Raw genomic sequence first — 24,594 nt, forward strand, 5'->3', positions numbered from 1 at the left:
AAATTATGAGAAAAACTCAATAAATAGTAGTTAGAATGGGGAAATTAGGGATAAGAGATAGATTTTTCACTCGAAAAAGGAGGTAGTTATTATTCTGCTTCATGTAAAAAAACTCATAGTTGTCTTGATTGGAGCTCTATTAAATGCGGTAGCCATGAATCTTTTTCTAATTCCGGCAAACGTATACGCCAGTGGATTCACCGGAACCGCCCAACTATTATCAAGTATTTTTGGCGGGAATGTATCGACTGGGATTCTCCTGTTCCTTTTAAATATCCCTGTAACCATTCTTGGTTGGTTAAAAGTAGGGAAGTCGTTCACCTTGTACAGCTTTATTAGTGTGGCACTCATGTCGTTATTTCTTGAAATTATCCCAATTTATCAATTATCACATGATATTTTATTAAATGCTGTTTTTGGAGGAGTCATTGCGGCAGTAGGAATTGGATTAACGTTAAGAATGGGGGCATCAACTGGAGGATTGGATATCATTGCGATGGTTCTTTCTAGAATGTCAGATCGTCCTGTGGGGACTTACTTTTTTGCTTTGAATGGCATTATTATTTTGACAGCAGGCTTTTTATTCGGCTGGGAAAAAGCCCTCTACACACTCGTCACTTTGTATGCTTCCACAAGGGTCATTGATGCGATTCATACTCGTCATGAAAAATTAACAGCGATGATTGTGACAAAAAAATACGAAGAGCTGAAAAACGCGATTCATTCAAAGTTAATGAGAGGGATTACCACAGTCCCCGCTAAAGGGGCTTTTACAAATGAAACAAAGGAAATGATGATTATTGTGATTACTCGGTATGAGCTTTTTGAGCTTCAGCAGATTTTAAAAGAGGTCGACCCACATGCATTCACAAATATTGTTCAGACAACGGGGATATTCGGTTTTTTCCGTAAGGACTAGTCATTTTTTGCCGGAGAGTAGAATCTAATGAAGTAGAAAGGAGAGTGCCAAAAGATGAGTCTGTTACAATTCCTATTATTCATCCCGTTTCTATCAAGTCTACTATTTGGAGAGGGTGAACAAGCTGTTTTCAAAAATGTTCTCGTAGATGGTGAAAAGGGAGAGTATCTTGTTGAAGGGGAAGTTCGTACAGAAGCTGGAGTATTTTTTTACACAGTGGAGGACGGGCATTATCAATATGTCGATGAAACGAAAGTAACCTTATCGGATAAATCCTCGGCTCCTTTTAAAATTGCTGTGAAGATTCCTACAGAACAGCTTCCTGATAACGCCACTCTCATACTTAATCTGTATGAACGGGATAAGGCCAATCAGATTGTACATAATTATCCTGTCATATTAGAGGAATTTTACGATTAGAAAAGCCGGCACCATGTTTCAGTGCCGGCTTTTCTTTACGTTAATTGATCAAGCTCATTTTGCAGTTGACTTAATTGTCTTCTCTCTGCCATTGTAGAATTGGCAAAAGCGGAAGAAATGGCATTTTTCGCACGAGCAATTTCAGTATGCTGGCCGCTTCCGGTAGCATTTTTGGCTTGTTCTACAGCATTTCTTGCTTCAATGAACAGGCGATTACCCATGCTAGATTCCTCCTAGTGAGGAATCTTTAACATTTGCCATTTTTTGAGCTTCCGCTTCGGCATAGGTGGTATGGTAAGGAATGCGTTTATCATGCTGTGTTACTGCATCTACTCCACGTTGGACAAAGCGCTTCGATTTACTACTTCTACCCATTCCAATCCCTCCTGGCTTTTCGAGCTTGCGAAACTGCTGTCGATTTTTGAAAAAATCTTAGCTGCTTCACTGTTTAGTATGCTCTAACCATTAAGGTTCATGAACCCACTTTTTGCCTAAATCGCTTTAAGGTTGAGAAGATCGTTTAAATAAACTGCGACCCCATCTTCTTCGTTTGTCACGGTGATGTCTTTGGCGATATTTTTTAAAGGTGCAATCGCATTGCCCATCGCGATCCCGTGTCCAGCATATTCAATCATTTCTAAATCATTATCCTCGTCTCCGAAGGCAATGATTCTTTCTTTCGGAATATTGACATACTCAGCTACTTTTTGAATCCCAACAGCCTTATTTAACCCATGTTTAATGATTTCAATAACATGCCATGGAGCAGCCCAGCTGCGATGATCAATCATTTCTGCGTGGACTTCAGATAAGTGTTTGCGAATCACTTTTAGCTGATCTTCTTCTGTATGAATTAACATACTTGTTGGAGAGTCAGTAAGGAATTCTCGTAAATCCCCTGTTGTGATCTTTGGATTTCCCATGGAAAACACATCGAGAATTCTTTCGTCGTGATTATGGAAATAGACCTTATCCATTACTTCTGCAACAATGTTGTGGAATTGGTAGTCATGACATACTTCAACTACATCCTTCGCCACTTTAATATCGAGAGGAGCATGATAACCGAGCCAATCATTTTGAAGAGGGTGATGGACAAATGCTCCATTAAAATTAACGATCGGGGTATTTAAATTGAGCTCATGGTAGTACATTTCACTAGAACGAAATGGTCTTCCAGTTGCAATCATCACAATATGCCCATCCATTTGAGCTTTCTTAAGAACTTTTTTCGTTGTCTCAGATATTTTTTTATCATCGGTTAGTAACGTACCATCTAAATCTAATGCGATTAAGTGTTTTTCTGCCATAATTTCTCCTTCGTGTTTTATTTAGTAATAATAGTTTAAAGCTTTAGGTTTTTATCCGTCTACATGTTAAACTAAAAATATAGGAAATCTTAATAATGGTATCAATTTTTGTGAAGTTTTGTAAAAGATTATGATTAAATATTTGGCTCTTTTCGCAAAAATTGCTACGAAAACAATGAAATAATTTTATTTTAGCCTTATATGATGGAAATCACTACAACTTCGCGACAAAATAGATAAAATCGACTTATCATTTGAAAACAATGGTATCTTTGTCTAAGATAGAAATGAATACGATTTAAGGGAGTGAGTCGAATGGATCAAGAAGTAAAAGATAGTATTATGGGAGCTCTTGAGCTTGTTGTTGACCCAGAGCTTGGAATAGATATTGTGAATTTAGGTTTGGTATATGATATAGAAATGGATGAAGAGGGGAATACAACGGTGACGATGACATTGACAACAATGGGCTGCCCACTAGCAGGTACAATTGTTGATCAAGTCAAAACAGCGTTAGATGAAATTCCTGAGGTTAAGAGTACAGATGTAAATATTGTCTGGAATCCGCCATGGACAAAGGACAGAATGTCTCGTTATGCAAAAATTGCCTTAGGCATTCGTTAATTCTAAATATTTTTCAGTTAAAAACAGGGGAAACCCTGTTTTTTTGCGTCAACTGTGAGATAGTTCACTTTCTTCTCTCGAAAAAGCTTTTATAATGCATGTACAGAAACTTTTTTTAAATCGATTTCGTCATACGAAATTGGTTCAAACAAAAAGTCCCTCAAAATAGCTGGGAGGCGTTTTGAATGGTTTTTAGTAGAGATTTCAATAAAGATCCGTTTATCGTCATTTGGGAGTTAACGAGAGCTTGTCAGTTGAAATGCTTACACTGTCGAGCAGAGGCGCAATATAAAAGAGATCCCCGTGAATTAACGTTTGAACAAGGAAAAGACTTAATTGACCAAATATATGAAATGAATAATCCAATGCTTGTTTTTACAGGTGGAGACCCATTGATGCGTCCTGATGTATTTGATATTGCAGAATACGCTGTTAAAAAAGGTGTCCGTGTTTCGATGACACCAAGTGCAACGCCGAATGTGACAAAAGAAGCGATTGAAAAAGCGAAGGCAGTTGGCCTTTCACGCTGGGCATTTAGCTTAGATGGTCATAATGCGGAAATTCATGACCATTTTCGTGGAACTGCAGGTTCATTTGATTTAACGATGGAGAGAATCAAATATCTTCATGAGCTCGAGATTCCGATACAAATTAATACGGTTATTTCTCGTTATAATGTGAATTACTTAGAAGAAATGGCACAGTTGATTGAGGAGTTAGATTGTGTGCTTTGGAGCGTATTCTTCCTCGTTCCAACGGGGAGAGGTCAAGAGAGTGACATGATTTCACCAGTGGAACATGAGAAGGTGTTCCTGTGGCTTCACGATTTGAGCAAGCGTGTTAAATTCGATATTAAAACAACTGCGGGACAGCACTACCGTAGAGTTTTTATTCAACAAAAGCTCAAAGAGAAAAAGGGACAAACAGAAGAAATTCGCTATTTAGATGCGTTAACTGAGCAGGGACTGACTGGTTCGATTGATGGATTAGGACGCGCACCTAAGGGAGTCAATGATGGAAATGGCTTTGTATTTATCTCGCATGTTGGTGATGTATACCCGAGTGGACTTTTACCAGTCAAGGCAGGGAACGTAAAAGAACAGCCGCTTGCAGAAATATACAGAGAATCACCGATTTTCAAAGATTTGCGGAATCCAGACAAATATAAGGGCAAATGCGGAGTTTGTGAATTCAGAAATGTATGTGGTGGTTCCCGCTCTCGCGCCTACGCGATGACAGGGGATTATTTAGAGAGTGAACCGTTCTGTGTGTATATTCCAAAAGCATTAAGAAAAAAAGAAGCGTAATCGAGTGGAGCGCCTGATTTGTGCGCTCCATTTTTGTGTTACCTATTCTAGGACGGTACCTTTTTTTATAGAATAAATTAAGATCCAATAGATACCTGAATTAGAATCAAAAATTATTCGTTTTTAAGTGTGATATGTGCCATTATGAGATTATTGAATGTAAATGGTAAAATAGAAAAAAGAGTTAAATTGATGACAACTTCATGACAATTATACATTTTATACCTATAGTTATAGGAATTATGATGTAATAACATTATAAAGCTTGAAATGAAACACACTCTAATATGGAGTTGATGGGAATTGACTAAAGTAAAAGATCAATTAAATAGACCATTAAGAGATCTGCGGATTTCTGTTATAGATCGTTGTAATTTTCGCTGCCAATATTGTATGCCTGCTGATATATTCGGCCCTGATTTTGTGTTTTTACCAAGGAATCAATTATTAAGCTATGAGGAAATTGAGCGATTGGCACGGATTTTTGTTGGATTAGGTGTTGAAAAAATCCGCTTAACTGGAGGAGAGCCTTTGTTACGAAAGGACCTTCCTTATCTAGTTGAGATGCTTTCTAAGATCGAAGGATTAAAGGATATCGGTCTAACTACGAATGGTGTTTTACTACCAAAACATGCGAAAGCATTAAAAGAAGCAGGATTAAAACGAGTCAATATTAGCTTAGATAGCTTAAAGGATGAATTGTTTGGCGAAATCAACGGGCGTAATGTTGGTGTTGGTCCAATTTTAAAAGGAATAAAGGCTGCTCAAGAAGCAGGATTGGGCGTCAAGATTAACATGGTTGTGAAAAAAGGGCTAAACGATTCGGAGATCATTCCGATGGCTCAATTTTGCAAGGATAATGAGTTGCAGCTCCGCTATATTGAGTTCATGGATGTAGGAAGTTCAAACGGTTGGAAAATGGATGATGTTGTAACGAAGAAGGAAATTTTCGAGCAGCTGAGCGAGCGTTTTTCCCTAGAACCAGTGGACCCAGACTATTATGGCGAGGTTGCTAAGCGTTATCGTTATAAGGATACCAATGTGGATGTTGGCTTTATTACATCCGTTTCAGAATCATTTTGCTCCAGCTGTACCCGTTCAAGATTATCGGCTGATGGAAAGATCTATACATGCTTGTTCAATGGGAATGGTCATGATTTAAGAGATTTCATGAGGACAGGCGTAAATGACCAGGAAATCATTGAACGTGTTTGTGAAATATGGAATGGAAGAGATGACCGTTACTCTGATATCCGTACTGCAGAAACCGTAGCAAATCGAAAGAAAATTGAAATGTCCTATATAGGTGGATAAACTCTCTCAAGCAATTGAGAGAGTTTTTTTCATGAGAAAAGCTGCGATAATGTATCGCAGCCGTGGGTTTAGATATATCTTGGGAACAAAATATTATTTTCAAGATGGATATGCATGAATGTATCTGCTTCTAGTAACTCTAATCGTTTGAAGACTAAGCGGTAGGAACCACACGCGTCCATTGGTGGTGTAAAGTCAGAAGTAATCTCTCTTAATTCTTTTAGGATGCTACCAGCATGATCATGCTCTTTTTCTAGCTCAACGATAGCTGCAACAATTTCTTCTGAATTTTCCACGTTAGGATCATCAAGCTTTAGTAATGAAGGGAAAGTGAATTCGTCTTCCTTCTTCGTATGCTCAAGTAATTCCTTTTTTAATTCATAGAATAGTTCATATACCTTTAAAAGTTCAGGATGGCCATCGCCGTGTACTCTAGCTACTTTTGTCACATAAGGGCTTAGTTGAGCCAGTTCTTCCTCAAGTGGACGGTGGTAGCGTTCCTGGATATGCTTAATAATTTCTTCCGATGAGGAATCAGTCCAAATCTCTGGAGAATCTGCTGAGTTTTGATGGTTCTCATAAACTTGGATTAATTGATTCGTCAATTCTTCAACATTTACTGCTCTTTGAACTGCTGCCTCACTTAAAGGGATGTTTCCACCACAGCAAAAATCAATTCGGTACTTTTTAAAAATATCTGCAGCCTTAGGCATTTCATTCACAATATCTTTTACTAATGAAGCTTCGTTAAAAGGATAGGACATAACCCTGGACCTCCTGTAATTTTTATTTTCACATTGTAAGCATATATGATTTTTTCTTAGAATTACGTGATACATATCACACACAGGAGAAATTATATTGGGGTGAGGCGTTTATGGAGCCCTTTGCAACAGAAGGAAGGCTAATCATAATAATTCACAAAAAAAATGAAATTTTTTCCTGTGATATTTGTCATGTAGCGGGAAATTTTGTACGCTTATAATAATCAAATAGGTTTACTACAAGGTTGGAGTGATAGTAATGGGAGAGTTCAGAAAACCAATTTCCATAAGTGAAGCAGTGTTGAAAATAATGAACATCCGAATGAAGGGGAAAACAGAATATGTATCTATAAATGAAAGCTATGGACGTTTTTTATCAGAAGACGTGTTAGCGACAAGTGATGTACCTCATTTTGATCGTGCTCCATATGACGGTTATGCTGTCCGGGCAATTGATACAGCTGAAGCGAGCCAGCAAAATCCAGTTGAGTTTGAAGTCATTGATCATATCGGAGCAGGATTGGTTTCCAATAAAAGCGTTGGTCCTTTCCAAGCGGTAAGAATTATGACGGGTGCTCAAATGCCTGACGCCTGTGATTGTGTAATCATGCTCGAATTAACGAAGGATTACGAGCGGGACGGACAAGCATATATGTCAACAAAACGTGTTCATAAGCCGGGAGAAAATGTATCTTTCCGGGGGGAAGATGCGAAAGAAGGAGACATACTCGTTTCAAAGGGGACGCGAATTAACCCAGGCATACAAGCTGTGCTTGCAACCTTTGGATATGCAAAGGTACCGGTTGCAGCAAAACCAAAGGTTGGGTTATTTGCTACAGGTACAGAGCTTTTAGATGTGGACGAACCGCTCGAGCCTGGAAAAATCAGAAATAGTAATTCGTATATGATTAGTGGACAAATGGAGCGTACAGGGGCAGAGGTTACTTATTTTGGTACGCTTCCTGATGATTTTGATACATGTTTTGAAGCAATCAAAGAAGCGATTGAAAAAGTAGACATGCTTGTTACAACTGGTGGTGTCTCGGTTGGAGATTTTGATTTTTTACCATCCATCTATGAAAAACTAGGTGCGGAAGTGTTGTTTAATAAAGTAGGAATGCGTCCTGGAAGTGTTACGACCGTTGCTCATTATCATGATAAAATCTTGTTCGGTCTTTCGGGCAATCCATCTGCTTGTTATGTCGGCTTTGAGTTATTTGCAAGACCGGTTATACGGAAAATGCTTTTTTCTCCAAACCCGCATTTACGAAAAGAAAAGGCAATACTTGATGTGGATTTTCCGAAAGCAAATCCATTTACCCGTTTTGTCAGAAGTAAATGCTTCATCACAGATGGCAAATTAATCACGACACCGAGCGGATTGGATAAATCGAATATTGTGATGAGCCTAGCCGGTGCGAACTCATTAACTATATTGCCCGGTGGTACTCGAGGCTATCAAGCTGGAGACGAAGTAGAGATTCTGTTACTTGAGGAGCATGAAGGCAGTGAATGGCCATGGTGAACCCTACCATTTTTCAAATCGTAGGGTTTCAAAACAGTGGCAAAACAACCTTAATCAAAAAGGTGATAAATGAATTAGCTCAACTAGGATTAACAGCAGTGACGATTAAGCACCATGGGCATGGCGGGAAGCCAGATTTTCAAGAGGGAAAAGATTCGCATCAGCATTTACAAGCTGGAGCCATTGCGACGCTTGTGGAAGGTGATGGCCATCTTCTTCTGCAAGCAGAAAAAAATCATTGGTCACTTGAAGAGAAGCTCGAGCTAATGTCCTTTTTTCAGCCAGATTTCATCCTCATTGAAGGTCATAAGCACGAGTCGTTTCCAAAAGGGGTGCTGATTCGAAAAAAAGAGGATCTATCGTTACTCGAACAGTTGCAAAATATTAAAGTCGTTTTCTATTGGGATCAGTTGAACAATAATCTTGAAACGATTCAAGCCTTTTCAATCCATGATGAAACTGGACCACAATGGCTCGCGCATTACTTGCAAAGAAGGTCTTTCGACTAATAAGTTGTGAAGATTATGTGTCGGTTTTCCAATATGTGATGACACTCACTCGTAATTCCTTTTTAATCATATATAGTATGGTTAAGGAGAAAAATTAGGAGTGAGTTTAGCATGAAATTATTTATGCCGAAACAGCATGGTGCGTGGGCAATGTTAATAATTCCTTTTTGGTTAGGGGTTGTTACGCAAGCCTTCATCTGGCAACATATCCCGTTTTTTATCGGCTGGCTTTTATTATATTTAGCAACCTATCCAATGCTGTTGCTTTTTAAAGGAAAAAAAATCCCGTTCTATCGAAAGTGGACGCTTATTTATATCATTCCAGCTCTTGTTTTATTGTTAATCCCGTTATGGACTCGCCCGTCAATTGTTTATTTTGGTATAGCAATGATTCCGTTTTTTATCATAAATGCTTATTATTCGAGTAAAAAAAATGACCGTGCTTTACTGAATGATTTCAGTGCGATCATTGTGTTTGGCATTGCTGGTTTAGCGAGTGCGTATTTGCCCTATGGTCATACGAATGCAGACACAATACTAATTTTTGTAGCATCTAGTTTGTTTTTCATTGGTTCAACCTTCTACGTAAAAACAATGATAAGGGAAAAGAAAAATATCGTTTACAAACGAATTTCTTGGACCTACCATATCATCATTCCTGTACTCTACCTGATTTTTGGCTATAGGATCGTAGCGCTCGCCTTTATCCCAAGCCTTATTCGAGCATATTATTTTTACGGGAAGCCCTATTCCATGAAGGATGTTGGCATACTAGAAATCGTCAATGCTGTCATTTTCTTTATCGCCATGACAATTGCAGTCCTAATTTAAAAGAACTCGGTCAAGTAATGAACTGCGCCCAAATCGTTAGCAATTGGGTGTAGTTCATAAGACCGAGTTCTTTCTATTCAATCGAGCATATTTCGATCGGGCAATTTTCACAATCAATTTCGATCTTAATGTATTCTAGATCGTGAATGGTGATAATGCCTTTATCAATCGAGATTATATTACTTTTTCTTAGTTCACTTAACAGACGATTGACAACCTCGCGTGACGTCCCGCAAAAATTGGCTAATTCCTGATTCGTTAATGATGTATTAATGACGATGCCATCCTTTGTATCGAGTCCGTAACTATTAGACAAACGAATTAACGTGGAATAGAGTGCACCTTTTTTTCCGTGTAAAATCAGATCACGAAACTTTGTCTGAGTTTTGCGATGCTCCTGACTTAGCCACTTCATAAACTCCAATGCGATCTCATGGTTCTCACTGAGCTTTTTTTCTAGTTCACTTTTGAAGATGACAGCAACTTCTCCACTTTCCATTACCTTTGCGTTCTGCATATGATTTTGAGCAGAACAGAAGAGGGAAAGTTCACCGATTAAATCACCCTCTGATGCCATCCGCAACGTCAGTTCACGACCATCAGGAATCATTTTACTCAATTGAATCTTCCCACTTAAAATCAAGAACAACTCATTCGCTTTAGTACCCTCTTGATATAGGAACATCCCTTTTTCGATTTTACGATTATGATGGACCGCTTCAATAAATGATTGCAGTTCTGTTGATATTTCAGTATATGCTTGCATCCTTTAACCACCTTTATATGAGGCGAAAAATTTACCTGCGTTGATTTCACATTGCACTGAAGGTCATAAAATTGAACAATTTTTGAACAGCTAGTGCCTATGAAGTTCTACCTATTATCAGTTTAGAAATAAAAAATAGCATAGTCAATCAATTAATCGCATCCAGAAAATAACAGATAGAAATTAAGAGAGTCCTATTTTTTAATTAATTTCAAAAATTGGTTGATTTTAAGAAAATGAATTCTTATAATAAGAGCAACGAAAATTTATAAAAATAAATTCAGATGGTTATTTATGCATTTTATAAAAGAGAGGGGAATGAAATGAAAGTTTCAGTTATAGGGACTACAGGCTATGGGGGAGTGGAGTTGCTGCGTATTCTCCATCGGCATCCTGTATTCAACATTCATTCAATTCATTCCACCAAAGAGGAAGTGCCGATTTGGAATGAGTATCCACATTTATATAACATTTTAGAGAGTCAGATTGAAAAAATAAATTTTGACAGAATTTCGACAGAAAGTGATGTTGTCTTTTTAGCGACTCCTTCTGGCGTTTCTAGTAAGCTAGTCGATGAATTTTCAGATAAGGATATTAAAGTTATTGATCTATCAGGAGACCTTCGGCTCAAAAAATCAGGTGAATATGAGCGCTGGTATAAAAAGGAGCCAGCTAATGGTCAGCTAATTGAGGAAGCTGTATATGGACTAAGCGAGTGGAACAAAGAGCAAATCAAGCATTCCAGACTCATAGCAAATCCTGGATGTTACGCCACGTCAGCTTTGTTGGGATTAGCTCCAGTAACAAAAGCAAGGTTAATAGATACAGAGAGTATCATCATTGATGGGAAATCAGGAACATCTGGTGCAGGAAAGTCGCTATCAAAAGGCTCCTTGTTTGCAGAGGTGAATGAAAACTTCAAAATTTATAAAGTGAATGAGCATCAGCATACACCAGAAATCGAGCAGCAATTGCTTTCTTGGAATGAAAGTATCCGGCCAATCACCTTCAGTACGCATTTATTGCCAATGACAAGAGGGATTATGACCACGATTTATGTCAAGCTACGCGGCCGATATAGCACGGAACAGATTCTAGATTTATATAACGAATCCTATCTAAACGCTCCGTTTGTGCGGGTGCGGCCACTTGGCAGTTATCCTTCTGTCAAGGAAGTGGCAGGCTCTAACTATTGTGATATTGGCTTACATGTAGATGAACGTACCGGACGATTAACGATCGTATCCGTAATTGATAATTTAATGAAAGGGGCAGCAGGGCAAGCGGTTCAAAATGCAAATATTCTATTTGGACTAGAAGAAACGCTAGGCCTTGAAATGATGCCTCTCTACCCATAAGGAGGAGACCAGGTGGAAACACTTACGAAGGTTTCAAGTATACAAGAAATTGAGAATGGTACTATTCTTTCACCGAAAGGATTTTTAACAGGAGGCACTCACGCTGGATTGAGACATTCACGCAAGGATGTAGGGATGATTTTTAGCGAAGTTCCAGCAAATAGTGCTGCTGTCTATACATTAAATGATTTTCAAGCAGCTCCAATCAAAGTAACACAGGAGAGCTTGAGCCACGGAGGTCTGTTACAAGCTGTTGTCGTCAATAGTGCATGTGCCAATGCTTGTACAGGAGAGAAGGGTCTTCTAGATGCATATGAAATGAGGGTTTTAGCAGCTAAAAAGGTTGGTATCGATGAAACTTTAGTGGCCGTCGCTTCAACAGGCGTAATTGGGGAATATCTTAAAATGGATAAAATTAAGAATGGTATTTCTCAATTGGAACTCGGTGCTGAAGAAGAGTTTGCGGAAGGTTTCCAAACGGCTATCTTAACGACGGATACTTGCATGAAGAGTTGTGGATTTAAAGGTACGATAGATGGCAAAACGGTTCATATGGGGGGAGCATCGAAAGGCTCTGGCATGATTCATCCCAATATGGCAACCATGCTCGGTTTTGTGACGACGGATGCGAATATTTCTCCCGAGTACTTACAAGTGGCATTAAAAAAAATAACAAATTATACATTTAATCAAATTACTGTCGATGGAGATACGTCGACAAACGATATGGTTTTAGTAATGGCTAATGGCTTAGCTGAAAATCAGCCTTTATCACCAAGCCATCCTGATTGGGATGTATTTGTCGGATTACTTTCTAAAACATGTGAAAGTCTTGCGAAGCAAATTGCGAAGGATGGAGAAGGTGCGACGAAATTAGTAGAAGTGCAGGTTGTGGGTGCTTATGACGAGGAAGATGCCCGCAAGGTTGCGAAGCAAATTGTTGGATCTAATTTGGTGAAGACAGCGATTTATGGGGCAGATGCCAACTGGGGCAGAATTATTGGAGCAATCGGTCAAGCAGACACGAAAGCGAAAGCTGAAACAGTAACGATTTCCATAGGTCCAGTGACGATGCTGGATAAGAGTAACCTGATCGATTTTTCAGAAGAAGAAGCAAGTGCCTATTTGCAACAGGATTTTATCCAAATCTTTGTTGACCTACATATGGGAAATGGAACAGGGACGGCATGGGGCTGCGACCTTTCATATGACTATGTGAAAATAAATGCTAGCTACAGAACATAGGGGAGATACAAGTGAAAACGATCCTAATAAAATGTGGTGGAAGTATTTTAGATGAATTGTCTGCAGAATTTTTCACAAGCCTCCATGAATTGAAAAAACAGAACTATCAAGTCATCATTGTCCATGGTGGGGGGCCAGACATTAATCAAATGCTTGAGCAATTAAATGTCAAAGCTGAATATGTGAACGGTCTACGCAAAACGAATGAAGAAACATTAAAGGTTGTGGAGATGGTGTTGTCTGGTCAAACCAATCGTAAGCTTGTTCAAAAGCTGTCCGAGAATGGTTTGCAGGCTGTTGGTCTAAATGGGAGTGATGCTGGAATCCTAACAGCTGAGTATGTTGATAAGGACCAACTTGGTTTCGTTGGGGATATTACCGAAGTCAATGTTGAGCTACTAAAGCTTCTATTACAACAAGATATCATCCCAGTCCTTACACCAATCGCAGCATGTGCAGATGGAACAAAACTGAATGTGAATGCAGATTATGCAGCAGCTGCAGTTGCCAAAGCTCTTAAGGTGGAGCAATGCCTATTTGTTACAGATGTAGAAGGCATTATGATAGACGGTATGATGCGAGCTTCCATCCAAGCAGTCGAGATTGAAAGCTACATCAAAAAAGGTGATATCTATGGTGGGATGATTCCGAAGGTTACCTCAGCAATCTCCGCGATAAAAAAGGGAATCAAGAGTGTCCGAATTGTAGCAGGAAAGAAAAGCTTTTATCTCAATAATGAATGGTATGGGACGAAGATTCTTTGAAAAGGGAGGGCTAATCGATGAGTTATCTTTTTCCGACCTATGCACGCTGGGAAGTTGAGCCAGTGTCTGCTGAGGGGACCTATTTAACAGATATTAATGGTATAACCTATTTAGACTATACATCAGGCATTGGGGTATGTAACCTTGGCCATCAGCCGAAGGTGATAAAAGAAGCAGTTTCTAAACAACTTGACCATTTTTGGCATGTATCGAACCTTTTTACAATTGGCCAGCAAGAAAAAGCAGCACAATTACTGGCAACAGCTGCCGGGTTAGAGGCTGTGTTTTTCGCGAATAGTGGGGCAGAGGCGAATGAAGCTGCGATAAAACTAGCTCGTAAGGCGACAGGAAAAACTAAGATTATTACCTTTGAAAAGTCTTTCCATGGAAGAACCTTTGCCACGATGGCGGCAACTGGACAGGATAAAATCAAGCTAGGCTATGGCCCAATGCTCGAGAAGTTTGTATATGTGCCATTTAATAATATCGATGCATTAAAGAATGAAATGGATACTGATGTAGCAGCGATTATGCTAGAGGTCATTCAAGGTGAAGGTGGCATTCACGTTGGTGAGCAGGCATTTTTACAAGAGGTTGAGGAGCTCTGCAAAGAGTATGGATCCTTACTTATCATTGATGAAATCCAAACAGGGATTGGTCGTACAGCAAAACCATTTGCCTTTCAACATTTCGATCTTACACCTGATATTGTTACAGTAGCAAAAGGACTTGGAAGTGGACTTCCAATCGGGGCTGTTATTGGAAAGGAAAGCCTCAAAGTTCATTTTGGACCAGGCAGTCACGGCTCGACTTTTGGAGGCAACCCAGTCAGTATTTCAGCGGCGATTGCAACAATGGAAATCATTTTTAATGAAATATTTTTGCAAGAGGTATTAATAAAAGGTGAATATTTAGTTTCACAATTAACAAAGAAATTGCAAAACCATGAGTCTGTAAAGGACATTAGAGGACTAGGACTCATGATTGGGATTGAATTCGATCAACCTGTTCAAGGTCTATTACAAGAACTAAGAAACGAAGGATTCCTGGCTTTATCAGCGGGCGAAAACGTGTTAAGGCTTCTTCCACCGTTAACAACATCGATAAGTGAAATAGACAAGTGTGTAGAAATAATGAAGCATACAATCGAAAAGACAAGTAAGGCAGCCGTATAGACAAATTTTTTTACAGTTTGTTGCATAAATATAAATTATCTAAAATAAATATACAAAAGATTTTGAGGTGTATGATGTGAAGGGATATTTGCATTTACAAAGTGGGGATGTGTACGAAGGAGATTGGGCAACTAGCAACCCAACTCAAAATATAGATGGAGAAATCGTCTTTTATACAGGAATGACTGGCTACCAGGAAGTATTAACGGACCCAAGCTACAAGGACCAAATCATTGTTTTTACGTATCCGTTAATTGGAAACTACGGGATAAATGAGGATGACTTCGAAAGTAAACAGCCACATGTTGCGGGGGTCGTTGTCTATGAGGCGAATAATGAATCATCTCATTATCAAGCAACCTACTCACTGCAACAGTATTTAGAAAAATGGAATATTCCTTTGCTTTCTCATATTGATACAAGAGCAGTCGTAAAAAAAATCCGCCATCAAGGGTCTATGCCTGCAAGAATGACGTTGGATAAAGAAGCGCATGAAATGAATAACGACCATTTGCTTGATGATAAGGTTCCAAACGTATCAGATAAAATGATCAAGACATACGGAAGTGGAAAAAAGCATGTCGTTCTTATGGACTTTGGAACAAAGAAGTCGATTCTTTCTTCACTCCTTGAAAAAGGCTGCAAAGTAACGGTCGTTCCTTATAATACTTCTTTTCAAACCATTGAGGGATTGAATCCTGATGGTATTCTCCTTTCCAATGGACCTGGGGACCCGAAACAATTAAGCAATATTCTCCCTAACATCAAAAAACTTTTAGAGAACTATCCAACACTAGGGATTTGCTTAGGTCACCAGCTAGTAGCACTTGCGATGGGTGGAGATACGAAAAAGCTTTTGTTTGGTCATAGAGGAGCGAACCAACCAGTCAAAGACGAAAAGAATAATGTTGTCTTTATGACTTCGCAAAACCATAGTTATGTGGTTGATGAAGAAAGTATAAAGGGAACAGGACTTATGGGGAGGTTCTTCAATCTTCATGATAAGTCAGTGGAAGGTCTGAGTCATAAGCATTTGCCAATCCAAACTGTTCAGTTCCACCCAGAAGCTAATCCAGGTCCTTGTGAAGGAGCTTATATTTTTGATGAATTCTTACAGATGATAAATGAACCGAAGAGGAGTGCCGCGCTTTATGCCTAAAGATTCTACCATACAAACTATACTAGTCATCGGCTCAGGACCAATTGTCATTGGTCAAGCAGCTGAGTTTGATTACGCAGGCACTCAGGGCTGTATCGCTCTTAAAGAAGAAGGCTATAAAGTAATACTTGTAAATAACAATCCAGCAACGATTATGACTGATTCCAACTTTGCTGATCGAATTTACTTTGAACCATTGAAGGTTGATGTTTTAGAGAAAATCATTCAAAAAGAACGTCCCGATGGAATTCTTGCCACGCTTGGAGGGCAAACAGGTTTGAACCTCGCCTTTCAATTAAGCGAACAAGGAATCCTCGAAAAGTACGGTGTGAAAATGCTCGGAAGCTCGATTGAATCAATTAAAAAAGGAGAGGATCGGGAGGCATTTCGCCAGCTTATGAAGGATTTAAATGAGCCTGTGCCTGAGAGTGAAATTGTTCATACTGTTGATGAAGCATTAGCTTTCGCCCGAGCAATTGATTTTCCGATTATCGTTAGACCTGCTTACACCCTTGGAGGCACTGGGGGTGGGATTGCCATCAATGAAGACGAACTGAAACAACTTGTGTCAGGGGGGCTTCAAGAAAGTCCGATCCAACAATGTTTAATTGAACGAAGTATCGCTGGATTTAAGGAAATTGAATACGAAGTTATGCGAGATTCAGCTAACACATGTATTACGATTTGCAATATGGAGAATTTCGACCCAGTCGGTGTTCATACAGGAGATTCAATAGTTGTTGCCCCGTCTCAAACATTGACGGATGAAGAATATCAAATGCTTCGTGCAGCAAGCATTAAAATTATTTCTGCTCTTGGCATTATTGGTGGTTGTAATATCCAATTTGCCCTCGATCCAAAGAGCAAAAATTATTACCTTATTGAGGTAAATCCAAGGGTAAGCCGCTCTTCAGCGTTAGCTTCAAAAGCAACTGGATATCCCATTGCGAGAATGGCAGCGAAGCTAGCTGTAGGATATACATTAGATGAAATCATCAATCCTGTAACAGGAGATACATTTGCAAGCTTTGAGCCTGCTCTAGACTATGTCATTGTGAAAATTCCGAAATGGCCGTTTGATAAATTTTCTACGATTGAGCGTAAGCTCGGGACGCAAATGAAAGCAACTGGCGAAGTCATGGGGATAGATCGAAACTTCGAACGTGCTTTATTAAAAGCGATTCATTCTCTTGAAATCGATGTACTCGATTTACAGCTTTCTGGATTTGGAGCTCTTACGGTACAGAAACTTGAGGAAAAATTACTAGAACAAAATGATGAACGCTTATTTGTTTTACTAGAACTGTTACGTAGAGGAAAAGAAATTAACGAGCTTCATGAGCAAACGAAAATTGATCTCTTTTTCCTATCTTATTTAGACAGATTAGTCCATTTAGAAAAAGAAATTTCTACGACCAACTTGGAGAGCGTTACAAAAGAACAGCTTCAGCTTTATAAAGAAAAAGGATTCAGTGATAAATATTTAGCAAGTGTATGGAAGGCTACTGAGAAAACGGTACGTAGCAAACGAAAAGACTTAGGTATCATCCCTTCTTATAAAATGGTTGATACATGTGCAGCAGAGTTTGCAGCAAGATCGAATTATTATTACTCAACCTACTTTGGAGAAAATGAGCAATTCCCATCATCCAAAAAGAAGGTACTCATAATTGGGAGTGGGCCGATTCGAATCGGTCAAGGAATTGAATTTGATTACTGTTCCGTTCACGGAGTATTTGCATTAAAGGAACAGGGAATTGAAACGATCATGATCAATAACAATCCAGAAACGGTTAGTACGGATTTCGCAACAGCTGACAAATTGTATTTTGAACCTCTTGTGATAGAGGATATCCTTAACGTCATTGAAGCCGAGAAAATTACCGATTGCATCATCCAGCTTGGTGGGCAAACAGCAATTAATCTTGCAAACGAACTGGAACAGTATGATGTCAATATTTTAGGAACGAAGTCGGCAACGATTGATGTGTTAGAAGACCGAAAATTATTTTATCAGCTATTAGAAAAATTAGAGATTCCTCATTTACAAGGAGATATTGTTAACAATCAAGATGAATTGCTTACCGCTGTTAAGAAAATCGGATTTCCAGTCCTATTAAGACCATCCTTCGTTATCGGTGGAAGAGGAATGGAGACGATTTATAACGAGGAGGAACTCGATCACTATATTGAAAGTGGTCAGGCGCATTATCCGTTTTTAGTAGATGAATTTCTTCATGCAGCTGAAGCAGAAATCGATTTGGTGACAGATGGACAATTTATTCTAGCCCCAGCAATCATGGAGCATATTGAAAAGACAGGTGTACACTCAGGCGATAGTATGTCGATTCTGCCTGCGCAAAACTTATCTGATTCAGTGCAGCAAAAAATGCTTGAATACGGAAAGAAAATTTCCCAACATCTGCAGTATAAGGGTCTTATGAATATCCAATTTATCGTGAATAACGATGAAGTCTATGTGTTGGAAGTAAACCCAAGGGCTAGTAGAACTGCTCCAATTGTAAGCAAAGTGACGGGAGTTCCTCTTGTGCAAATTGCGACAAAAATATTGCTCGGGAAATATAATTTGTCGAAATACGATGAAGAGAAGAATTTAATGAAGCTACCATTTGTTTGTGTGAAATATCCGGTATTCTCAAATTTTGCGTTAAAAGGATTGGATTCCAAGGTTAGTGCTGAAATGAGATCAACAGGTGAAGGAATTTGTCTTGGTGAAACAGTTGAGGAAGCGTTAAGAAAGGTGTTCCATGCTGCAATTAAACCAAGTGGGAAAATTGTTTTGAAGGAAGAAGTGGCATTGAGTCACCGAGATGGGAAATTTCCAATCGTTGTTAGTGAGGAGAGAGCTTTACTAACGGATGAGACGATTGCCTATTACAATCCTTCGTTTCTCCCTGCGGACAAAAGATTGCGCGAAATAGCGACAAAAAAGAGAATCATGACGTTTACGGAAAAAGAGAGTTTACTGGCATTTTGTCAGGCTCTGAATGTAAAAGATTTTGAAGTAAAGGCAATTGAAGATTGGCACTCAATATTGAGAGAGGGCGTGGAAATTTCATGATCGCAATTCAAGAACACGCAATAAATATAAAAGGGAAGGACCTGCTCACGTTAGCAGATTATTCTTCTGAAACAATAGAAGGCTTGCTTGACTTAGCCATTGAACTGAAAAATGCCCATTTATCTGGAGAAGAGACCCCGTTCTTAAAAGGGAAGATTTTAGGCTTGATTTTTGATAAGCCATCAACCCGTACCAGAGTCTCTTTTGAAGCAGGAATGCTTCAGCTAGGCGGTCAAGTAATCCATTTGAACGGTCAGGAATTGCAGCTAGGTAGAGGAGAACCAATTTCTGATACGGCAAAAGTTTTATCACATTACATTGATGCAGTTATGATCCGTACGTTCTCTCATAAAAGAGTTGAAGAATTAGCAGAGCATGCGACAATCCCGATTATTAATGGATTAACTGATCTTTATCATCCTTGCCAAGCTTTGGCCGACCTTCTAACGGTTATCGAAGTAAAGGGGAACTTGAAGGGAATTAAGATGTCTTATATTGGAGATGGCAATAATGTTGCGCATTCTTTAATGATTGCAGCGGCAAAAACGGGTATGAAATTAGCAGTTGCCTCGCCAAAGGGCTATGAGCCAAATGCTGTCGTGTTAAGTAAAGCTCAAGAGTTTGCTAAGCAAACAGGAGCCGAAATCATCGTGACGAATAATCCAAATGAAGCCGTCGAAGATGCTGATGTCATTTATACAGATGTATGGACAAGTATGGGCCAAGAAGCTGAAAATGAACAGCGGCTAAAGGACTTTGAAGGATATCAAGTCAATGAAGAACTTGTAAAGGGTGCGAAGGATGATTATATGTTCCTTCATTGCTTGCCAGCACACCGTGAGGAAGAAGTGACCGCAGCCATCATTGATGGAAAACACTCCTACGTCTTCCAACAGGCAGGCAACCGCCTTCACGCCCAAAAAGCATTGTTGGTTGAAATATTGAAGTAAGAAAAAGCCCGCATTGAGTGAAGTGACCCCATAAAGTTAGACAGGTTATTTCATTAGGCAGCTTGGTGGGCATGAACTCGGTATTGTACCGGGCTCATGCCTTTTAATTTTGCCTTAATTCGTTTGTGATTATAGTACTCAATATACTTTTCTAGCTCTTGCTTAAAGTGTTCCACATTTTCAAATTCCTTTAGATAAAGAAGATCTGATTTCAAAATGCCAAAGAAATTTTCGATAACTGCGTTATCGTAACAGTTTCCTTTTCGTGACATACTCTGTGTAATTCCTTTTCCTTTTAATGCGTGTTGATACTGCTTCATTTGATAGTGCCAGCCTTGGTCTGAATGAAGAAGGAGTTCCTCACCCTCATCATCTTGTAAACATTCAAAAGCTTGATCTAACATGGTTGAAACAAGTGAGTATCTTGGTCTTGAGCCAATCGTATACGTAATAATTTCACCATTATACAAATCTAAAATCGGTGATAAATATAGCTTTTCCCCAAACAATTTAAACTCCGTAATATCCGTAACCCATTTCTCATTGGGTCTTTCCGCCTTGAAATTACGATTTAAAATATTTGGAGCGGTCTTTCCTACAGTCCCTTTATAAGATTTATATTTTTTCATACGAACTAAACATTTTAGACCAAGTTCTTTCATAAGACGTTGTACTTTTTTATGGTTTACTACATGCCCTCTATTTCTTAGTTCATCACGAATACGGCGGTATCCATACCGTCCTTCATGTTCATCGTAGATAGATTGAATTAATACTTTTAGCTCTGCATCTGGATCGGGGCGATCGAAGTTCTTCACCCAATAGTAATAAGTACTACGAGGGATACCTGCCAGATTAATAAGAGCTTTCACCGGAAATTCATGCCTTAATTCATAGACTACTTGTGCTTTGTCTTGTTTGGTGATTTTTCCTTGTTTTGAACTAAGGCATTCAACTTTTTTAAATAGGCATTCTCCATACGTAAACGTTCTAATTCTTCCTGTAGAGCCTCTACGGTTACTTCTTTTGAATCTCCCTTTTTGGTTGGTTTTTGATTTTCTTTTTTCATTGGAGAGCGCCCCTTTTTCTTTGAAATAAGGGCATCTACTCCTCCAGCTTCATAAGACTTTAACCATTGATAGACCCTTGAGGGAGAAGGGATGTTGAAAATGGCAGCTGTTTCATTTATAGACGTCCCATTATCGTTCATATAGTTTAGTACGTCTAGTTTATATTGAGCAGAATAATTTGTATAGCGTTTTACAAAAGCATCCTCTCCGTGAAGTTCATATTGCTTAATCCAATTGCGAAGTACAGATTCATCTACACCAATTCTATCCGCAATGATTCTTTGTCCTTCACTACCATTTAAATACTCTTTTACTCCATTAATTTTTTGTTCCGCTGTAAATTTGGCCAAAAGAAAAGCACCTCCAATAGTTAGATTTAAGTGTCTAACTATCGGGGTGCAGTTCATGAGCGGGCTTTTTTTTGAATCATTTGTAAACGTCTGATATTTTCATTTAAATGAGGCTTTGTCTAAAAATATGAAATCAATGACCTCATCAAATTATAAACTGTTCATTCATGAAAGCCACTCAAAAGGAAATACTAAAAGCAACTTCGAGGAAAGGAGAGTATAAATGGGACAACAGCATCGATTCCGTGCAGGACAAAAAGCGCCTAACAATGGAATATATGTAGAAATAGGAGAAGAAGGGGACGGCGTGATGAATCCGAAAAGGATCAAACTTAAAGCCGGGGACCGTTTCCCTGAAAACTCCAACCATAATCGCCAATGGTCCTACAAAACAAAACCACGAGACTCAGGTTGAAATGACAATACTTACAAACCGGCCATCCTGTAAAAAGGATGGCTTTACATATGGGATAAAAAGGATATAATAAAATTAAAGGTCAAAAAAGGTCAAAGGAGGAATGAAAGTGGATTTAAATAAAATGACAGAACGACTCCAAACAGCCATTATGAGTGCACAGTCTATGGCAACTTCAAACGAACATCAAGAAATTGATGATGTCCATTTGTTCTTAGCATTGATGGAGCAAGACGATAGCTTAATTGCAGCAATTCTAGAAAAGGTCCACCTCCCTTCACAGACTTTTTCCGATGAACTCAATCGTTTGCTTCAGAAAAAGCCACAAGTATCAGGAAGTGGTATCGAACAAGGCAAGATTTACATCACAAATACCCTACAAAAATTAATTACAGAAGCTGAAAAAGAAATGAATCTTTTTAAAGATGAATTTCTATCTGTTGAGCACACGCTACTTGCAGCAGCAAAGCTACAGCAGTCAAACATAAATGAAATTCTAAAACGACATCAAATCACCTATGAGGTATTATTACAAGAAATAAAAACGATTAGGGGGAATCAGAGGGTGACTTCACAAAACCCTGAAGCAACATACGATGTGTTAAAAAAATATGGACGTGATTTAGTCGCGGAAGTTAAAGCCGGCAAAGTAGATCCGGTTATTGGCCGAGACAGCGAAATTCGTAATGTCATCAGAATTTTATCGAGGAAAACGAAAAACAATCCTGTTCTAATCGGGGAACCAGGTGTCGGAAAAACAGCGATAGTTGAAGGACTTGCACAACGTATTGTGAGAAAAGATGTTCCAGAAGGATTAAAGGACAAGACTATATTCTCTCTTGATATGAGTTCTCTAATTGCTGGGGCAAAATTTCGCGGAGAATTTGAAGAAAGATTAAAAGCTGTCTTAAACGAAATCAAGAAAAGTGAAGGGAAAATTCTTCTCTTTATTGATGAGCTTCATACGATCGTCGGTGCAGGAAAGACAGAAGGGGCAATGGATGCGGGAAATATGTTAAAACCGATGCTTGCTCGTGGAGAACTTCATTGTATTGGGGCTACCACCCTTGACGAGCATCGAAAATATATCGAAAAGGACCCTGCCTTAGAACGACGTTTTCAGCAGGTGCTTGTTCAAGAACCAGACGTAGAGGACACGATATCTATTTTGCGAGGTCTAAAAGAACGATTTGAAATTCACCATGGTGTGAATATACATGACCGAGCTATTGTCACAGCAGCGACTTTGTCTGACCGTTATATTTCTGACCGTTTTCTACCAGATAAGGCCATCGATTTAGTAGATGAAGCATGCGCGATGATTCGGACAGAAATTGATTCGATGCCAACCGAGTTGGATGAAGTAACAAGACGAGTGATGCAGTTAGAGATTGAAGAAGCTGCTTTGCAAAAGGAAGTCGATGACCAAAGTAAGAATCGTCTTCAAGCTCTGCAAAAAGAGCTTGCTGATTTGAGAGATAAAGCCAATTCCATGAAAGCTAAATGGCATGCCGAAAAAGAAGGCATTCAAAAGGTTCAAGAAAAGCGTGAGCTTCTCGAAAGATTACGAAGAGAACTAGAGGATGCGGAAAATAACTATGACCTAAATAAGGCAGCCGAGCTTCGCCACGGGCGAATACCTACGTTGGAAAAAGAATTGAAAGAACTTGAAGAAGAAGTAAGCAAACAAGCGGGAGAGCGTTTATTACGGGAAGAAGTAACAGAAGAGGAAATTGCAAATATTGTTGCAAGATGGACAGGGATTCCTCTTGCTAAGCTCGTGGAAGGTGAACGAGAAAAGCTGTTGCGATTAGAGAACATTTTGCACGAACGGGTTGTCGGACAGGATGAAGCCGTGCAATTAGTTTCAGATGCTGTTTTAAGAGCAAGAGCTGGAATAAAAGATCCGAATCGCCCAATCGGTTCGTTTATTTTCCTTGGTCCCACTGGTGTCGGAAAAACAGAATTGGCGAAAGCGTTGGCTCAATCGTTATTTGATAGTGAAGAGCAAATCATTCGTATCGATATGTCTGAATACATGGAAAAGCATTCAGTATCAAGACTCGTAGGGGCTCCTCCAGGATATGTAGGCTATGAAGAAGGAGGACAACTAACGGAGGCTGTTCGACGCAAGCCATATTCAGTCATCCTATTAGATGAGATCGAAAAAGCGCATCCAGATGTGTTTAATATTTTGTTGCAAATGCTAGATGATGGACGTGCGACTGATTCTCAAGGACGCACGGTTGACTTTAAAAATACGGTTATTATTATGACCTCAAATATCGGCTCACACTTTTTATTAGATGGACAAGGTGAGAGTGAAAGTATTTCAGAGGAAGTAAAGGATAATGTCATGTCTCAACTTAGAGGTCATTTTCGACCTGAATTCTTAAACCGAGTCGATGAAGTGATTATGTTCAAGCCGTTGACATTGAATAATATCAAAGAAATTGTCATGAAATTGATTACACAATTAAAAGAAAGATTATCAGATCAACAAATTGATTTGAGCATAACAGAAGAAGCAAAAGAATATATTGCAGCAAATGGCTTTGATCCTGTATACGGAGCTAGACCTTTAAAAAGATTTATCCAACGAAATGTTGAGACAATGTTAGCACGGGAAATTATTGCAGGAAAAATCGGTGAAAATAGTTCTGTACAGATAATTCTTGAGGGCGATACAATAAAAATTAAGTAAAGCAAACACGAAAAAAGTCATCCTAGCATTTTT

General features: G+C 39.0%; 24 protein-coding genes. 17 read left to right on the top strand and 7 right to left on the bottom strand.

What is annotated here, in order from left to right:
- Positions 1-88 precede the first annotated feature (88 nt).
- On the top strand, positions 89-919 hold the full coding sequence (locus FAR12_RS11565) for a YitT family protein (protein WP_126408823.1): 831 nt from the start codon (positions 89-91) through the stop codon (positions 917-919).
- A gap of 54 nt (positions 920-973) precedes the next feature.
- Positions 974-1,339 (top strand): intracellular proteinase inhibitor, encoded by a 366-nt coding sequence (locus tag FAR12_RS11570; RefSeq protein WP_246010376.1) that lies wholly within the window; start codon positions 974-976, stop codon positions 1,337-1,339.
- Positions 1,340-1,374: 35 nt separating this feature from the next.
- Here the strand turns inward: FAR12_RS11570 and FAR12_RS11575 are convergent, their stop codons facing one another.
- The 3 genes from FAR12_RS11575 to FAR12_RS11580 all read right to left on the bottom strand — a co-directional run bounded on the left by FAR12_RS11575 (position 1,375) and on the right by FAR12_RS11580 (position 2,649).
- The gene (locus FAR12_RS11575) at positions 1,375-1,560 is read right to left on the bottom strand and encodes a DUF3813 domain-containing protein (RefSeq protein ID WP_126408824.1); all 186 of its coding nucleotides are present in this window, start codon (positions 1,558-1,560) and stop codon (positions 1,375-1,377) included.
- 1 nt (position 1,561) lies between these two features.
- Positions 1,562-1,714: a hypothetical protein gene (locus tag FAR12_RS23430; RefSeq protein WP_170972174.1), complete on the bottom strand. Its 153-nt coding sequence runs from the start codon at positions 1,712-1,714 to the stop codon at positions 1,562-1,564.
- Between the two features lie 116 nt (positions 1,715-1,830).
- Entirely contained in the window at positions 1,831-2,649 is an 819-nt protein-coding gene (locus tag FAR12_RS11580; RefSeq protein WP_126408825.1) for a Cof-type HAD-IIB family hydrolase, read from the bottom strand.
- A 315-nt stretch (positions 2,650-2,964) separates the two neighbouring features.
- Here FAR12_RS11580 and FAR12_RS11585 point away from each other — a divergent pair, with 315 nt between their 5' ends.
- From FAR12_RS11585 to moaA, 3 genes are all read left to right on the top strand, one after another.
- A complete protein-coding gene (locus FAR12_RS11585; RefSeq protein ID WP_126408826.1) occupies positions 2,965-3,273 on the top strand; it encodes a metal-sulfur cluster assembly factor in 309 nt (102 codons plus the stop codon).
- A gap of 185 nt (positions 3,274-3,458) precedes the next feature.
- A complete protein-coding gene (locus FAR12_RS11590; protein ID WP_126408827.1) occupies positions 3,459-4,580 on the top strand; it encodes a TIGR04053 family radical SAM/SPASM domain-containing protein in 1,122 nt (373 codons plus the stop codon).
- Between the two features lie 303 nt (positions 4,581-4,883).
- Entirely contained in the window at positions 4,884-5,894 is a 1,011-nt protein-coding gene (moaA, locus tag FAR12_RS11595) for a GTP 3',8-cyclase MoaA (protein WP_126408828.1), read from the top strand.
- A 68-nt stretch (positions 5,895-5,962) separates the two neighbouring features.
- Here the strand turns inward: moaA and ric are convergent, their stop codons facing one another.
- Positions 5,963-6,658 (bottom strand): iron-sulfur cluster repair di-iron protein, encoded by a 696-nt coding sequence (ric, locus tag FAR12_RS11600; protein WP_126408829.1) that lies wholly within the window; start codon positions 6,656-6,658, stop codon positions 5,963-5,965.
- Positions 6,659-6,917: 259 nt separating this feature from the next.
- On the opposite strand from ric, the gene FAR12_RS11605 reads away from it, so the two are divergent.
- The 3 genes from FAR12_RS11605 to FAR12_RS11615 all read left to right on the top strand — a co-directional run bounded on the left by FAR12_RS11605 (position 6,918) and on the right by FAR12_RS11615 (position 9,523).
- The gene (locus FAR12_RS11605) at positions 6,918-8,183 is read left to right on the top strand and encodes a molybdopterin molybdotransferase MoeA (RefSeq protein WP_126408830.1); all 1,266 of its coding nucleotides are present in this window, start codon (positions 6,918-6,920) and stop codon (positions 8,181-8,183) included.
- The gene (mobB, locus tag FAR12_RS11610) at positions 8,171-8,692 is read left to right on the top strand and encodes a molybdopterin-guanine dinucleotide biosynthesis protein B (protein ID WP_342772316.1); all 522 of its coding nucleotides are present in this window, start codon (positions 8,171-8,173) and stop codon (positions 8,690-8,692) included. Before FAR12_RS11605 ends, mobB begins: the two co-directional genes overlap by 13 nt.
- Positions 8,693-8,803: 111 nt before the next feature.
- The gene (locus FAR12_RS11615; protein WP_126408831.1) at positions 8,804-9,523 is read left to right on the top strand and encodes a YwiC-like family protein; all 720 of its coding nucleotides are present in this window, start codon (positions 8,804-8,806) and stop codon (positions 9,521-9,523) included.
- Positions 9,524-9,596: 73 nt separating this feature from the next.
- Here FAR12_RS11615 and FAR12_RS11620 read toward each other — a convergent pair whose 3' ends face one another.
- Complete coding sequence (locus tag FAR12_RS11620) at positions 9,597-10,289, bottom strand: Crp/Fnr family transcriptional regulator (RefSeq protein ID WP_126408832.1); 693 nt, start codon at positions 10,287-10,289, stop codon at positions 9,597-9,599.
- A gap of 323 nt (positions 10,290-10,612) precedes the next feature.
- Here FAR12_RS11620 and argC point away from each other — a divergent pair, with 323 nt between their 5' ends.
- The 7 genes from argC to argF all read left to right on the top strand — a co-directional run bounded on the left by argC (position 10,613) and on the right by argF (position 20,022).
- Positions 10,613-11,647 carry an N-acetyl-gamma-glutamyl-phosphate reductase gene (gene argC, locus FAR12_RS11625; RefSeq protein WP_126408833.1) on the top strand — a complete coding sequence of 345 codons (1,035 nt, stop codon included), beginning with the start codon at positions 10,613-10,615 and terminating at the stop codon, positions 11,645-11,647.
- Between the two features lie 12 nt (positions 11,648-11,659).
- Entirely contained in the window at positions 11,660-12,892 is a 1,233-nt protein-coding gene (argJ, locus tag FAR12_RS11630; RefSeq protein ID WP_126408834.1) for a bifunctional ornithine acetyltransferase/N-acetylglutamate synthase, read from the top strand.
- 11 nt (positions 12,893-12,903) lie between these two features.
- The gene (argB, locus tag FAR12_RS11635) at positions 12,904-13,656 is read left to right on the top strand and encodes an acetylglutamate kinase (RefSeq protein ID WP_126408835.1); all 753 of its coding nucleotides are present in this window, start codon (positions 12,904-12,906) and stop codon (positions 13,654-13,656) included.
- Positions 13,657-13,673: 17 nt separating this feature from the next.
- Positions 13,674-14,831 (top strand): acetylornithine transaminase, encoded by a 1,158-nt coding sequence (argD, locus tag FAR12_RS11640; RefSeq protein WP_126408836.1) that lies wholly within the window; start codon positions 13,674-13,676, stop codon positions 14,829-14,831.
- Between the two features lie 76 nt (positions 14,832-14,907).
- Entirely contained in the window at positions 14,908-15,990 is a 1,083-nt protein-coding gene (locus FAR12_RS11645) for a carbamoyl phosphate synthase small subunit (RefSeq protein WP_126408837.1), read from the top strand.
- Positions 15,983-19,072 carry a carbamoyl-phosphate synthase (glutamine-hydrolyzing) large subunit gene (gene carB, locus FAR12_RS11650; RefSeq protein WP_126408838.1) on the top strand — a complete coding sequence of 1,030 codons (3,090 nt, stop codon included), beginning with the start codon at positions 15,983-15,985 and terminating at the stop codon, positions 19,070-19,072. Before FAR12_RS11645 ends, carB begins: the two co-directional genes overlap by 8 nt.
- Complete coding sequence (gene argF / locus FAR12_RS11655) at positions 19,069-20,022, top strand: ornithine carbamoyltransferase (RefSeq protein WP_126408839.1); 954 nt, start codon at positions 19,069-19,071, stop codon at positions 20,020-20,022. Before carB ends, argF begins: the two co-directional genes overlap by 4 nt.
- Before the next feature lie 53 nt (positions 20,023-20,075).
- Here argF and FAR12_RS11660 read toward each other — a convergent pair whose 3' ends face one another.
- Together FAR12_RS11660 and FAR12_RS24085 are read right to left on the bottom strand one after the other, a co-directional pair.
- Positions 20,076-21,017, bottom strand: a complete 942-nt coding sequence (locus FAR12_RS11660; protein ID WP_342772318.1) for an IS3 family transposase — start codon at positions 21,015-21,017, stop codon at positions 20,076-20,078.
- Positions 20,921-21,442: a helix-turn-helix domain-containing protein gene (locus FAR12_RS24085; RefSeq protein WP_342772317.1), complete on the bottom strand. Its 522-nt coding sequence runs from the start codon at positions 21,440-21,442 to the stop codon at positions 20,921-20,923. Before FAR12_RS24085 ends, FAR12_RS11660 begins: the two co-directional genes overlap by 97 nt.
- A 223-nt stretch (positions 21,443-21,665) precedes the next feature.
- Between FAR12_RS24085 and FAR12_RS11665 the strand changes: the two genes are divergently transcribed.
- A complete protein-coding gene (locus FAR12_RS11665) occupies positions 21,666-21,857 on the top strand; it encodes a YjzC family protein (RefSeq protein WP_126408841.1) in 192 nt (63 codons plus the stop codon).
- A gap of 109 nt (positions 21,858-21,966) precedes the next feature.
- Entirely contained in the window at positions 21,967-24,561 is a 2,595-nt protein-coding gene (gene clpB, locus FAR12_RS11670; RefSeq protein ID WP_126408842.1) for an ATP-dependent chaperone ClpB, read from the top strand.
- Positions 24,562-24,594 lie beyond the last annotated feature (33 nt).

It is taken from the genome of Bacillus yapensis, assembly GCF_005280205.1.
Taxonomy (GTDB): domain Bacteria; phylum Bacillota; class Bacilli; order Bacillales; family Cytobacillaceae; genus Robertmurraya; species Robertmurraya yapensis.